Genomic DNA, 12,459 nt, shown 5'->3' with positions numbered 1-12,459 from the left:
CTGGTCCAGGATGCTCTCAGGTGATGTGCGCCTTGACGCCGGACTCGGGCAGCTCGCTGCCGAAGCAGCGCTGGTAGTACTCCGCCACGATGGGGCGCTCGATCTCGTCGCACTTGTTGAGGAAGGTGACCCGAAAGGCGAAGCCGACGTCGCCGAAGATGGTGGCGTTCTCGGCCCAGGTCATCACCGTGCGCGGGCTCATCACCGTGGAGATGTCGCCGTTGATGAAACCGCTGCGCGTCAGGTCGGCCAGCGCCACCATGGCGGAGACCCTTTCGCGGCCCTCGGCGCTGTCGTACTCCGGCGACTTGGCGAGGACGATCTCGACCTCCGCGTCGTGCTCCAGGTAGTTCAGCGTGGCGACGATGTTCCAGCGGTCCATCTGCGCCTGGTTGATCTGCTGGGTGCCGTGGTAGAGCCCCGTGGTGTCGCCCAGCCCGATGGTGTTGGTGGTGGAGAAGAGACGGAAGGCCGGGTGCGGGCGGATGACGCGGTTCTGATCCAGCAGGGTCAGCTTGCCGTCGACTTCCAGCACCCGCTGGATGACGAACATCACGTCCGGGCGGCCGGCGTCGTACTCGTCGAAGACCAGCGCCGTCGGGCGCTGCAGCGCCCAGGGCAGCAGACCTTCGCGGAACTCGGTGATCTGCTTGCCGTCCTTCAGCACGATGGCGTCCTTGCCCACCAGGTCGATACGGCTGATGTGGCTGTCCAGGTTGATGCGGATGCAGGGCCAGTTGAGGCGCGCGGAGACCTGCTCGATGTGGGTCGACTTGCCGGTGCCGTGGTAGCCCTGAATCATCACGCGGCGGTTATGGGCAAAGCCGGCCAGGATGGCGAGGGTGGTGTCGTGGTCGAAGCGGTAGGTCTCGTCCACCGCCGGCACGTAGTCGTTGGCCTGGCTGAACGCCGGCACCTGCATGTCGCAGTCGATGCCGAAGGTCTGGCGCACCGAAACTTCGATATCGGGGCCGCTGGTCGGCATCTCGCCGTCGCTGGCCATGGGGTCTGCTGTCGCCATGAAGTAGGAATTCCGTCGTTTGAATTTAAGGAGTTAATCAGGGCTCAAAGGCTGTTGAACATCAGTCGAAGGCCGCCTTCAAGTCCGAATACGCCAGATTGATGATTTTCAGCCGCTCTTCCGAGAGGCCGTCGCCCCCGGTGATGTCCGGATGCAGCTCCTTCACCAGGGACTTATAGCGCGCTTTGACCTCGGCCAGGGTGGCGTTGGGGGCCAGTTCCAGGGTGCGCAGCGCCTTGGCCTGGCGGGAAGCGGGCGGAAAGCGGCCCTTGTGCTGTTCCTGGTCCGCCGCTTCCTCGGTGAAGAAGCCGAAACCGTCGTGGAGGGGTCTGCTGTGCGGACCAGTCTTGCGTCCGCCGAGGCCGCCGTTGAGGGGCCAGGTCGGGCGCTGCCACACCGCGTCGCCGCGGCGAATTCGCTCGATATCGTCCTCGTCCAGGTCCTTGAAATAGTCCCAGGCCAGGTTGTACTCGCGCACGTGCTCCAGGCAGAACCAGTAGTAGCTGGTGAGGTCGTCGCGTGAGCGCGGCGCCCGGTGCAGCCCCTCGGCCGCGCAGCCCGGTCGCTCGCAGCGGCGCAGGCCCGCGTCCGAGCCGGCGTCGCCGGTGCGGTAGGGGCCTTCATGGAAGGGATTGCCGTGAGGCTTCTGGGGGGAACCGGACATCCGCAGATTATGTGGGATGGCGCGGGACCAGCGCAAGGGAGCGACGGCTCAAAACTGCGCTATTCCGGGCTGTTAGTCGATCATTGTACCGGTGTTTTCGGGGGCCTTCTCCGCCCCTTGGGCCCGGGCGGCGCGCTCGCGGCGCAAGTCGGCCAGGTTCACCAGCACCGTGCCGCCCAGGATCAGCGCCAGGCCGCCGATCAGGGTGGGGGTCAGCGGCTCATCCAGAAAGACCGCCGAGGCCAGCACCCCGGCCACCGGCACCGCCAGCAGGCTGAGCGAGGAGGTCACCGCCGGCAGGGCCCGGGTGACGCTGACCGTGGCCCAGAAGCAGAAGGCGGTGGCCAGGGGGCCGTTGTAGGCCAGGATCACCCCCAGTTCGTCGGACCAGCGGATCGCCGACCAATCCTCGGTAGACCACGAGAGCACCGCCAGGGGGACGGCCGCCAGGACCATCTGCCAGGGGGCGAGCTGCAGGGGCGAGGAGTCCCATTTGTGGGCGCGCACGTGGAGGATGGGGATCGAGCCGACCAGGGCGGCGGCCAGCAACAGGGCGTTGCCGACCAGGGCGTCGCGGCTGGTCCAGTCGAAGCCCAGGGGATTGAACAGGGCGGCCACGCCGCAGAGGCCCAGCACCAAGCCCAGCAGCTTGCGCCGGTTCATGCCCTCGCCCAGCAGCAGCATCGCCCCGGGCGTCACCCACAGCGGCGTGGTGTAGGCGAGGATCGCGGAGCGCCCGGCCCCGACGTACTGCAGTCCGCTGTTTATCAGCACCAGGAAGACCGCCATCTGCAGGCCGCCGACGGTGAAGACCACCGGCAGGTCGCGGCGCGTCGGCAGCTTCAGGCGGCCGAGGACGGCCAGCATGGCGAAGAGGCTGAGCGCGCCCAGGGTCATGCGCGCGGCGGCGAACCAGACCGGCGGCATGGACTGCAGGCCGACCTTCATGACCGGCCAGTTGGCGCCCCAGAGGACCACCACACAAACCAGCAGCAGCCGCGCGGCGGCGGGGCTGAGGGCGGCGGAGGGGGTGGTCTTGGTTGACACGAAGGCGATTCCTGGTGGCCTGCCCCGGCGGCAGTCGGGCATTGGGCGTTGTCGGACGGCCCCGATCAGGCGGACGTTGACAGACCGGGGCGGGCGACCCACTTTCTGAGCGCGCCGGTCAGGCGCAGCGGATCGTCGGTGAAGGAGCAGAGCCGTGGCAGTCGCGGAGACCATCGAACACAAACTGACGCAGGCCCTCGCGCCGCAACGCCTTAAGATCGTTGATGATTCGGAAAAGCACAAGGGCCATGCCGGCTACCGCGAGGGCGGCGAAACCCATTTCAGCGTCGAAGTGGTCTCCGAGGCCTTTACCGGCCAGAACCGCGTCGCGCGCCAGCGCCGGGTCTACGAGATCTTGGCCGAGGAACTGGCCGCCGGCGTTCACGCCCTGCAGCTCAAGACCCTGACCCCCGAAGAAGACGCTTAGCCCCCTCGCGTTTTCGCGCTGCCCGCATCGTTCCCTTACATGGACCCCCTTACATCGAGGAGGCGCCGAGGTAGGCGCGGGTTTCGCCGTCCGGGTAGCGCCGGGCAATGACGAAGCGCAGCAGCGGCGAAAACAGCTGGTCGTACTCCCGCGCGCGCTGGCCGCTGCGCCGGGTCTGCGAAATCACCAGCACCTCGAAGCTGCAGTCGCCGAGCTTCAGGGTCTCGCTGCCTTTGACCTCCAGTTCCAGGGTCGTCTTCGGGAAGGGTTTTGAGTCGGCCACCGGGATGTAGGTCAGGCTGGCGCTGGCGCCCTTCTTCAGCTCCAGTTCCCAGGCCTCCAGGTCGGCGCCCAGCATCATGTTGGCGCCGCGCTGGGAAAAGCGGCTGACCGCCAGCAGGCCGTCGTAGTAGAGGTCGGTCTGCACCACGCCGTCCGGGTAGCGGGTGCGGGCCTGCACGAAGTGGTCGTCCAGGTGCCGCACCTCGGTTTCGGCGGTGCTGCCGCGCAGGAGGAAGCCCTTGGCGACGGTGGCTTGCGTGGGGCAGGCGGCCTGCGCCGCGGCGGGGGCGGCGATCAGCATGCACAGGGCAAGTGCGACGGCCCCCTTGGTCATAAGAGAAGGCATAGTCCGGTAAGATCCTGTTGGTCTGTCGCTGGGTGAATTCGCCGGCCAGCATACCCGGATCGCGTGCGCGCCGAAAGGCGGGGGCCGTCGGCCGCCCAGGGGAAAAGCGGAGGTTGAGGTGTCGGCGCGGGGGCGCTATCCAGCAGCATGATCGAGTTCTTTGCCGCCATCGCCGTCTTCCTGGCCGCCCATGTGCTGCCGGCGGCCACGGGCCTGCGCGCCCTGCTGATCGACAAAATGGGCCGGCCGGCCTACCTGGCGCTCTATTCGCTGGTCTCGCTGGCAAGCATCGCCTGGGTGATCGCCGCGGCCCTGGGCGCGCCCTACGTCGAGCTCTGGGCGCCCAGCCGGGGGACGGCCCTGGTGCCGCTGATCGCCATGCTGCCCGCCTGCATCCTGCTCGCCGGGGCGCTCTGGCAGCCGAGCCCGCTGTCGGTCTCCTTCCGGGGTGGCCTGGCCGATCCGCGCCGCGCCGGCCTGGTGGCCCAGGTCCGCCATCCGGTGCTCTGGGCCTTCTTCCTCTGGGCCGCCAGCCACCTGGTGGCCAACGGCGATCTGGTGAGCTTCATCCTCTTCGCCAGCCTGGCGGCCTTCAGCCTGGCCGGCATGAAGCGCATGGAGCGGCGCGCGCGGGCGCGGCTTTCAGAAGCGGACTATGCGGCGGCGACGGCCCAGACGGCCGGCGGCCCGGGCGCGCGGCTGCGGCGGGTGGTGCGGCTCTTTGCTCTGATCGACCTGCTGGCCGGGGTCCTGCTCTACGCCGCGCTGCTGCACCTGCACGAGCCCGTCATTGGGCTCAATCCCCTGGCTTGGCTTTAGGGGGCCTGGCTCCGCTAGCGCCTAGTCTTCGCCGGTGTAGAACTCCGGCCAGTCGCGCTTGACGATGGGGCTGTCGGTGGCGAAGGCGTGGCAGGTCTCCAGCAGGCCCGGCCGCTGACCGGGCGGCCGCTTGGCGGCCTTGGCGGCGCGCACCGGATAGAGGGTCTGGAAGGCGACCGTGGCCATGGCGATCAACAACTCGACCAGATGGGTACAGCCTTCGACGCCGCCCAGCTGGCGGCGCACCTGCTGGGTCCAGCCGGCCTTGATCTCGCTGCCGATCATGCGCTTGAAGTTCGGGGTGATGTTGGGGCAGAGGCGGAAGGGACTGAAGTCGGTCACCGCCTCGATGTCGTGGACCTTGAAGTCTTCGTCGATGGTCAGGCGGATCGACATGTCGTGCAGCGCCTCGCCCGCCGGGATTTCGCCGCGGTCCCGGTTGCTGAAGGGATAGGTCTTGGTGTCGACGATGCGCCCTTCGATGTCCCACAGGCCGTCGGCGCGCTGATAGCCCTGGAAATCGTACTTTCGATTATGCAGACAGCTGCGCTCGGCGGGGGGCGAGAGGGGCATGACCGGGTACCACGTGGTTCTGGACAGGGAACCCGCGACTATAGGTCGCCGGGCCCCCCCGTCAAGCAAGGGGCGTCAAGCGAACCCGGGCAAGTCAGCCGTTCAGCTTGGGGGTCAGCCGGTGCCGTAGCCGGTGTCGAAGATGAAGGCCTCGCGCTGCTGCAGGTCTTCTTCCAGTTCGCGCTTGGCCGCGGCGTAGAGGTCGCGCAGCGAGACGATGCCGACCACCTCGCCGTCCTCGACCACCGGGACGTGGCGGTAGCCGGAGGTGCGCATGCGCTCCAGGGCCAGGGAGGCCAGGTCGTCGGGGCCGACCGTGTCGGGATCCGCGGTCATCACCGCGCTCAAGGGCGTGCCGTCGGGATCGAGGCCGCGCGCCACGACCCGGATCAGCAGATCGCGTTCGGTGAAGATGCCTTCCAGCCGTCCGCCGCTGCCGACGAGCACCGCGCCGATATGGCGCTCGGCCATGTTGCGGGCGGCAGCGCGGACCAGGGTGCTGCTGGGCAAAAGCTCGATCTTCTGCTGATCGACAATATCGGGCACAACCTTACGGTGCATGTCGTTTCCTCCCGCTCGCAAAGGCCAATTTGGAAGACTCAGGGAATTCAAGGGCCTGAGCCTGTGTTGCAAGGCGCTATACGGGGTGCAATTGCTTGCACGGAGACTCTACCGGTCTCTTGATACAACCAATTGTGCAGGGCATCGGAATCGGGGTCAAGCGGCACCAAAGGGGCATCGGCTCAACCGGCGCGCGAACCAGGCGCCGGCGTGATCAGCCTTGTGCCGCCTGCTTGCCGCCGTCGTCCTTGGCCGCCGCGTCGTCGGTCGGGCTGATCCGCACCGAGGTGATCTGGTTGCGCTTGCGCCCCAGGATCTCGAACTTGAAGCCGTGGAAGGTGAAGACCTGGCCGGCGTCGGGGATGCAGCGGGCCTCGTGCAGGATCAGGCCGGCGATGGTGGAAGCCTCCTCGTCGGGCAGGCGCCATTCGAAGCGGCGGTTCAGGTCGCGCAGGGTGACCTTGCCGTCGACGATCATGGTACCGTCGCGCTGCAGCTGCACGCCCTCGATGTCCACGTCGTGCTCGTCGGAGATGTCGCCGACGATCTCCTCCAGAATGTCTTCCAGGGTGACGATGCCCAGCATTTCGCCGTACTCGTCGACGACGATGGCGAAGTGTTCGTGGCGGCTGCGGAAGGCCTGGAGCTGCGACAGCAGGTCCGTGGTTTCGGGAATGAACCAGGGCGCCGCGGCGATGGCCTTGACGTCCAGCTTGTCCAGGTCGGTGCCGGCCGCCTGCACGGCGCGCAGCAGCGCCTTGACGTGCAGCACGGCGACGATGTTGTCCGGGTCCTCCTGCCACAGAGGGATGCGCGTGAAGGGGCTGGCCAGCACCGCCTCGACGATCTCCGCCGGGGGCAGGTCGACGTCGATGGCCACCACCTCCTTGCGGTGGACCATGATCTCCTCCACCCAGACGTCGCCGAGGTCGAGGATCGAGCGCAGCATCTCTCGCTCGTGACGTTCCTCCTCGCCTTCGCCCTGGTGCAGGTCGATGGCGCCGCGCAGCTGTTCCTCGGAGGCCTCGGCGGTCAGCGCGTGGCGGACCTCGACGCCGAACCCTTTCAGCGCCACGCGGACGATCATCTGGATGACCAGCGAGAAGGGCTTCAGCACCACGACGATCACGTGCATGACCGGCGCGACGGCCAGGGCCGCCCGGTCGGCGTTCTGCAGCGCGTAGGTCTTGGGCAGTACCTCGGCGAAGACCAGCACCAGGATGGTCATGCCCAGGGTCGCGTAGACCACGCCGGTGTCGCCGAACAGGGTGATCAGCACGCTGGTCGCCAGCGCCGAGGCCAGGATGTTGACCAGGTTGTTGCCCAGCAGGATGGCGCCGATGAGGTGCTCCTTCTCGTGCCAGAGGTCGTTGACCACGTTGGCGCGGCGGTTGCCGGACTGGGCGAGGTTGTGCAGGCGCGGGCGCGAAGCGGCGGTCAGCGCCGTCTCCGAGCCGGAGAAAAACGCCGAGAAGACCAGCAGCGCCAGGATGGCGCCGAAGGTGATGGCGAGGTCGATGTCCATGGGCGATCTATTCAGGTTGCTGCAGAGGCGTCATGTGTTGCGGGCGGCCCCGAACGCTGGCCCCAAAACGCTGGCGTTCATGGGCCGGGCTCTCCGCGTTCAACTGCCGAGGGTGGCGCGGGTCGTCACGCCGGGGGCTTCGTTCTCCCGGGCGAGCTGGTCGGCGTCGTTCAGGGCCGCGGTCAAGAGGGCGCGGACCTCGTCGAGCTCGACGGTGTTGTCCAGATAGGCCTCGCCGATGCCGCGCACAAGCACGAAGGTGATGCGTCCGCCGCTCACCTTCTTGTCGCGCGACATATGGGTGATCAGGCGCTCCACGTCCCAGTGGCGCGGCGCCAGGTCGGCAAAGCCGGTCGGCAGGCCGACGGCGGCCAGGTGGCGGCGCACCCGGTCGGCGTCTTCCGGCGGGCAGTGGCCGCGCTGCACCGAGAGGTCGAAGGCCATGACCATGCCCACGGCGACGCCTTCGCCGTGCAGCAGCTCGTCGCCGTAGCCGGTCTCGGCCTCCAGGGCATGGCCGAAGGTATGGCCGAGGTTCAACAGGGCGCGCTGGCCGCTCTCGCGCTCGTCGGCGGCCACGACGTCGGCCTTGGCGCGGCAGCTTTCCAGCACGCCGTGCTGCAGCTCGGCGCGCTCGCCCTGGACCAGGTCGGCGCCGTGCGCCTCCAGCCAGTGGAAGAAGCCGGCATCGCGGATCAGGCCGTACTTCACCACTTCGGCATAGCCCGCCAGCATCTCGCGGCGCGGCAGGGTTGTGAGGATCGAGGTGTCGGCCAGCACCAGGCGCGGCTGGTGGAAGGCGCCGATCAGGTTCTTGCCCTGAGGCGCGTTGATGCCGGTCTTGCCGCCGACGGAGCTGTCGACCTGGGCCAGCAGGCTGGTGGGGATCTGCACGAAGTCGATGCCGCGCAGGGTCACCGCCGCGGCGAAGCCGGCGAGGTCGCCGATCACGCCGCCGCCCAGCGCCACCAGGGTGGTCGAGCGCTCGACCTTCATCTCGAGCAGGCGTCCGACCAGGGCGCCCAGCTGGTCCAGGCTCTTGGAGCCGTCGCCCGGCGGCACGACGAGGCTGTCGTGCTGCAGGCCGGCGTCGTCGAGGGCGCGCTGCAGGCGCGCCAGGTGCAGCTCCGCCACGTTGGCGTCGGTCACGACGATCACGCGCTCGCTCTTCAGCACCGGGCGCATCAGCTTGCCGGCCTCGGCCAGCACCGTGGTGCCGATCAGGATGTCGTAGCCGCGCTCGCCCAGCTCGACGCGCAGGGACTGGTGCGGGCTCATTGCGAGGCGCTCCGGGGCGCCGCGCCCTGTGCCGCCGCGCCGCTCTCCTCGAAGTGGCGCCGCAGTCCTTTTATGACGCGCGCCAAGGTCGTTTCCGGCGGGCCGTCGACTGAATCGACCACGACATCGGCCTCGGCGTAGACGGGGTAGCGCTGCTCGATGAGGTCGTTGAGAATCTGGCGCGGGTCGCCACGTTTCAACAGCGGGCGGTTGTTGCGCCGGGAGGTGCGGCGCAGCAGCAGATCGACGTCGGCGCGCAGCCACACGGAGGTGGCGCGCTCGCGGATCAGCTGGCGGGTCTCCGGGTCCAGGAAGGCGCCACCGCCGGTGGCCAGCACCATCTTCGGTTCGTCGAGCAGGCGGGCGATGACCCGGCGCTCGCCGTCGCGGAAGGCCTCCTCGCCGTGGGCGGCGAAGATGTCCTCGATGGAGCAGCCGGCGGCGGCCTCGATCTCCTTGTCGGCATCCACGAAGGGCAGGTCCAGCGAGGCGGCGAGCAGGCGGCCGATGCAGGATTTGCCGGCGCCCATCAGCCCCACCAGGGCAATGGTGCGTGGCACGGCCAGGGGGCTGTCCCCGGCTTCCGCCACCTCTCCGCTTGTATGAACCACCAAGACTCGCCTGCTGATCGTTGCAACGTTGAAAGACCCTAGGTAAACTGCCGCATTCGCGCCAGATTCGGACCTTACCATAAAACCATCTTGACGGCACAAGTAGACAGTGTTGCCCGACCAGCGGCCGGCTCCGGCGCGGAAAAGCGTGACACTGCTGCCATTCCTGTTCACGCAGTCTTCAGCCGCACGCGACGTATTTGATGAAAAAGACCACCCTTGTTGCTCTTGTCGTTCTTGCCGGTCTCATTGTCTCCGGCGGCTTCTTTCTGCTGACCTGGGACATCCCGCCGCCCTCGGCGCCGGTCGAGAAGGTGCTGCCCGATGAACGCTTCCCCCGCTAGCCGAGGGCGCCGCCAGCTTCCGCGCGCCGCCGCCCTGTGTTGCGCGAGCGCTCTCTGGGCCGCTCTCTGGGCCGCCGCCCCCGGCGCTGTGGCGCAGGAGGCCCCGATCTCCCTCTTCCCGCCGACCGTGGCGCCGGATACGCCGCCGGCCACGGAGGGTGACCAGCCGTCGCTGCCGTCCGAGCGCGCCGCCGAGACACCCCAGGTGGAAGGCGCGGGGGCCGAGGGCATCGAGATCGACCGCCTGGGCGAGCTGGACCCCGAGGCGCTGGGCATCCTGGACCTGGGCAGCGGCGGCATGGGCCCGCGAGTCTGGGCCGGCAGCGCGCGCCCGCTGATCGAGGCCCTCGTGGCCGGGCTGCCCGCCGACATCGCCTCGCCGACCCTCCACAGCCTGGCCGCTCGGCTGCTGTTGACCAGCGCGCCGCCGCCCGGCGGCGGGGCGGCGCCCCCCACTGGCCCGACCGTGGCCGATGCTCTCGCCACGGTCCAGAAGACCGAAGCCGGCGAAAGCGACTTCCTGCGGCTGCGCGCCGAGCGGCTCTATGCCCTGGGGGCGCTGGCCGGCTTCAACCGCCTGCTGGCCCTGGTGCCGCAGCGGGTCGAGGACCCCTGGCTGGCCCGGGCCAAGGTCGACGGCCTGCTGCTGGCCGGCAAGGAGAGCCGGGCCTGCGGCGAGGTGCCCTCGGGCCTGGCCCGCTACCCGCAGGACCTCTTTTGGGCCAAGGCCCAGGTCTACTGCCAGTTTCTCGCCGAGCAGAGCGACCAGGCGCTGCTCGGGCTGGACCTGCTGCGCGAGCAGGCGCCGGACAGCGACCTCGCCTTCTTCACCCTGGCCAACGGCTTCATCAGCGGCACGCCCGGCGCGGTCGAGGCCGACGGTCTGACCCCGCTCAACCTGGCGATCCTGCGCAAGACCGGCGGCGCGGTCTCGCCCGAGACCGTGGCGAGCGCCACTCCGGCGCAGCTGCACGGCATCGCCCAGCTCACCGGGGGCGACCACGCCGTCCACGCCGCGGCGGTGGAGCGCCTGGCGGAGGTCGGGGCCCTGCCGGGCGAGCGCCTGGCCGGGGCCTACGCCGCCTTCGAGTTCACCGATGCCGACCTGGCCGACGCCCTGGTGCAAGCCGAGAAAATGGCGGCCCAGGGCGATGCCGTGCGCGGCCGCGCCCTGCTGTACCGGGCCGCCAACCGCGAGAACATGGCGGCGGCCAAGGCGGAGATCCTGCGCGCCGCGTTGCTCTCAGCGGAGGCGGACGGCCGTGCCAACGCCATGGCCCGCGCCCTGACGCCGCTGCTCGGCGAACTGGCGCCGAGCCCGGAGCTGGCGTGGTTCGCGCCCCTGGCGGCGCGCACCCTGTACCGCATCGGCCAGTTCGAGCGTGCCGGCGGTTGGATGTCGGTGCTGCGCATTGACGGCCTGAAGCATCCGGAATCGCAAGCGGCCTACGACGAGTTGACGCCGCTGCGCCGGCTCGCCGGCGGGACCGAGCCCCTGAGCGCCGGGCCCCTGAACGCCGAAAGCGCCGCGGCGGAGAGCCCGGCCGCCGCCGAGCAGCGCCTGCTGGCGCTGATGCTGTCCCGGGCGCTGGGGCAGAAGGAGCCGCTGACCTGGAACCAGCTTGCCCGCGACGAGGCGGCGACGTCGCGGCCCCTGGAGCGTCTGCCCAGTCTGCTTGCGTTGGGCGACGCGGCCGCGGAAGGCAAGCGCGGCGAGAGCGTGCTGCTGGCCGTGGAGGCGCTGGGCGTCGCGGCGCCGGCCGACAGCCATCCCCTGGCGCTGGGCTACGCCGTCTCGGCGCTGGCCGCCGTCGGCCTCGGCAACGAGGCCCGCGCCCTGGCCATCGAGGCGGCGCTGGCCGCCCGGCTCTAGGCCGATTCCATGCCCTCCGGGCCCGCCAGGAGCTCCAAGGCCGAAGCGCTGATCGACGCCTTCCTCGAAATGCTGGCCGCCGAGCGCGGCGCGGCGGCTAACACCCTGGAGGCCTACCGCCGCGACCTGGCGGCTTTTGCCGAGTTTCTCGGCAAGCGGCGGGCCCTGGAGGCGGCCACGGCCGACGACATCCGCGCCTTCCTGGGCCGTCTCGCCCAGGCGGGCATGGCGCCGCGCACCGCCGCGCGCCGGCTCTCGGCCCTGCGCCAGTTCTACCGTTTCCTGCTGAGCGAGAATTTGCGCGGCGACGACCCCAGCGCCGAGGTCGACAGCCCGCGCCAAGGCCGCGCCCTGCCGAAGATCCTGAGCGAGGAGGAGGTCGGCGCCCTGCTGGCCGAGGCGCAGGCGGGGGAGGGGCCCGAGGCGCTGCGTCTCGCCGCCCTGGTGGAGCTGCTCTACGCCACCGGCCTGCGGGTCTCCGAGCTGGTCGGCCTGCGCCTCGCCGCCGCCCAGCGCGACCAGCGTCTGCTGATCGTTCAGGGCAAGGGCGGCAAGGAGCGCATGGTGCCGCTCAGTCCGGCGGCGCGCGAGAGCCTCTCGGACTACCTGGCCGCGCGCGACCACTTCCTCGCGAATTCGGGAAAAGCGCCGGGGGGGAAAGGCGCCAAGGCGGTGAAGGCGGTCTCGCCCTGGCTCTTCCCCTCGCGCAGCGCCGCGGGACACATCACCCGCCACCGGGTCGCCCAGCTGCTGAAGGATCTGGCCCGCCGGGCGGAGATCGACCCGGCCAAGGTCTCCCCCCACGTGCTGCGTCACGCCTTCGCCAGCCACCTGCTGGACCACGGAGCAGACCTGCGGGCCCTGCAGAAGATGCTGGGCCATGCCGACATCTCGACCACGCAGATCTACACCCACGTGCTCAGCGAGCGCCTGAAATCCCTGGTTCAGGACCATCATCCTCTGGCGGCCGGTCGGAATCGGCCGGGTTGAGCGGGCGCGTCGATTCTTCCGGTTGACAAGACCCATTGGTATGACCAGTTTCCGCAGCTGAGTTGGCTGGGCTTTAGCGCCCCCGGGCAGGCCGACAT

Annotated in this window: 13 protein-coding genes and 1 pseudogene; 5 read left to right on the top strand and 9 right to left on the bottom strand. The window is 69.5% G+C overall.

The window, feature by feature from the left end:
- Positions 1-16 precede the first annotated feature (16 nt).
- The 3 genes from cobS to H7X47_RS10225 form a co-directional block, all read right to left on the bottom strand.
- A complete protein-coding gene (gene cobS, locus H7X47_RS10235; protein WP_193368578.1) occupies positions 17-1,021 on the bottom strand; it encodes a cobaltochelatase subunit CobS in 1,005 nt (334 codons plus the stop codon).
- Between the two features lie 61 nt (positions 1,022-1,082).
- Positions 1,083-1,685 (bottom strand): J domain-containing protein, encoded by a 603-nt coding sequence (locus H7X47_RS10230; protein WP_193368577.1) that lies wholly within the window; start codon positions 1,683-1,685, stop codon positions 1,083-1,085.
- 72 nt (positions 1,686-1,757) lie between these two features.
- A complete protein-coding gene (locus H7X47_RS10225; RefSeq protein WP_319633576.1) occupies positions 1,758-2,732 on the bottom strand; it encodes a DMT family transporter in 975 nt (324 codons plus the stop codon).
- Between the two features lie 154 nt (positions 2,733-2,886).
- Here H7X47_RS10225 and H7X47_RS10220 point away from each other — a divergent pair, with 154 nt between their 5' ends.
- Positions 2,887-3,159: a BolA family protein gene (locus tag H7X47_RS10220; protein ID WP_193368575.1), complete on the top strand. Its 273-nt coding sequence runs from the start codon at positions 2,887-2,889 to the stop codon at positions 3,157-3,159.
- Between the two features lie 49 nt (positions 3,160-3,208).
- Here the strand turns inward: H7X47_RS10220 and H7X47_RS10215 are convergent, their stop codons facing one another.
- Complete coding sequence (locus H7X47_RS10215; protein WP_193368574.1) at positions 3,209-3,787, bottom strand: hypothetical protein; 579 nt, start codon at positions 3,785-3,787, stop codon at positions 3,209-3,211.
- Positions 3,788-3,934: 147 nt separating this feature from the next.
- Between H7X47_RS10215 and H7X47_RS10210 the strand changes: the two genes are divergently transcribed.
- Entirely contained in the window at positions 3,935-4,606 is a 672-nt protein-coding gene (locus tag H7X47_RS10210; RefSeq protein ID WP_193368573.1) for an NnrU family protein, read from the top strand.
- A 21-nt stretch (positions 4,607-4,627) separates the two neighbouring features.
- Here H7X47_RS10210 and H7X47_RS10205 read toward each other — a convergent pair whose 3' ends face one another.
- From H7X47_RS10205 to H7X47_RS10185, 5 genes and pseudogenes are all read right to left on the bottom strand, one after another.
- Entirely contained in the window at positions 4,628-5,179 is a 552-nt protein-coding gene (locus H7X47_RS10205) for a DUF2889 domain-containing protein (RefSeq protein WP_193368572.1), read from the bottom strand.
- 114 nt (positions 5,180-5,293) lie between these two features.
- The gene (locus H7X47_RS10200; RefSeq protein ID WP_193368571.1) at positions 5,294-5,740 is read right to left on the bottom strand and encodes a CBS domain-containing protein; all 447 of its coding nucleotides are present in this window, start codon (positions 5,738-5,740) and stop codon (positions 5,294-5,296) included.
- Between the two features lie 214 nt (positions 5,741-5,954).
- On the bottom strand, positions 5,955-7,265 hold the full coding sequence (locus tag H7X47_RS10195; protein WP_193368570.1) for an HlyC/CorC family transporter: 1,311 nt from the start codon (positions 7,263-7,265) through the stop codon (positions 5,955-5,957).
- 171 nt (positions 7,266-7,436) lie between these two features.
- Positions 7,437-8,543 (bottom strand): annotated as a pseudogene (gene aroB / locus H7X47_RS10190) (3-dehydroquinate synthase); the annotation flags it as partial.
- Entirely contained in the window at positions 8,540-9,073 is a 534-nt protein-coding gene (locus H7X47_RS10185; protein ID WP_437126580.1) for a shikimate kinase, read from the bottom strand. The gene H7X47_RS10185 and the pseudogene aroB, both read right to left, overlap by 4 nt.
- A 284-nt stretch (positions 9,074-9,357) precedes the next feature.
- On the opposite strand from H7X47_RS10185, the gene H7X47_RS10180 reads away from it, so the two are divergent.
- The 3 genes from H7X47_RS10180 (at position 9,358) to xerD (ending at position 12,361) form a co-directional block, all read left to right on the top strand.
- Positions 9,358-9,498, top strand: a complete 141-nt coding sequence (locus H7X47_RS10180; protein ID WP_193368567.1) for a hypothetical protein — start codon at positions 9,358-9,360, stop codon at positions 9,496-9,498.
- A gap of 88 nt (positions 9,499-9,586) precedes the next feature.
- Positions 9,587-11,371, top strand: a complete 1,785-nt coding sequence (locus H7X47_RS10175) for a hypothetical protein (protein ID WP_193368566.1) — start codon at positions 9,587-9,589, stop codon at positions 11,369-11,371.
- Between the two features lie 9 nt (positions 11,372-11,380).
- Positions 11,381-12,361: a site-specific tyrosine recombinase XerD gene (xerD, locus tag H7X47_RS10170; RefSeq protein WP_193368565.1), complete on the top strand. Its 981-nt coding sequence runs from the start codon at positions 11,381-11,383 to the stop codon at positions 12,359-12,361.
- Positions 12,362-12,459 lie beyond the last annotated feature (98 nt).

The organism is Pelagibius marinus, from assembly GCF_014925385.1.
GTDB classification, from domain to species: domain Bacteria; phylum Pseudomonadota; class Alphaproteobacteria; order Kiloniellales; family Kiloniellaceae; genus Pelagibius; species Pelagibius marinus.
Note: the sequence above shows the minus strand (reverse complement) of the source record. Positions and strands in the feature narration are given on the sequence as shown.

Bases quoted from the DNA above. Each gene is read 5' to 3' on its own strand.
- H7X47_RS10200 (WP_193368571.1), bottom strand. From the start codon at position 5,740: ATGCACCGTAAGGTTGTGCCCGATATTGTCGATCAGCAGAAGATCGAG.
- H7X47_RS10185 (WP_437126580.1), bottom strand. From the start codon at position 9,073: ATGGGCGCCGGCAAATCCTGCATCGGCCGCCTGCTCGCCGCCTCGCTG.
- H7X47_RS10210 (WP_193368573.1), top strand. From the start codon at position 3,935: ATGATCGAGTTCTTTGCCGCCATCGCCGTCTTCCTGGCCGCCCATGTG.
- cobS (WP_193368578.1), bottom strand. From the start codon at position 1,021: ATGGCGACAGCAGACCCCATGGCCAGCGACGGCGAGATGCCGACCAGC.
- H7X47_RS10195 (WP_193368570.1), bottom strand. From the start codon at position 7,265: ATGGACATCGACCTCGCCATCACCTTCGGCGCCATCCTGGCGCTGCTG.
- H7X47_RS10180 (WP_193368567.1), top strand. From the start codon at position 9,358: ATGAAAAAGACCACCCTTGTTGCTCTTGTCGTTCTTGCCGGTCTCATT.
- H7X47_RS10205 (WP_193368572.1), bottom strand. From the start codon at position 5,179: ATGCCCCTCTCGCCCCCCGCCGAGCGCAGCTGTCTGCATAATCGAAAG.
- xerD (WP_193368565.1), top strand. From the start codon at position 11,381: ATGCCCTCCGGGCCCGCCAGGAGCTCCAAGGCCGAAGCGCTGATCGAC.
- H7X47_RS10230 (WP_193368577.1), bottom strand. From the start codon at position 1,685: ATGTCCGGTTCCCCCCAGAAGCCTCACGGCAATCCCTTCCATGAAGGC.
- H7X47_RS10215 (WP_193368574.1), bottom strand. From the start codon at position 3,787: ATGCCTTCTCTTATGACCAAGGGGGCCGTCGCACTTGCCCTGTGCATG.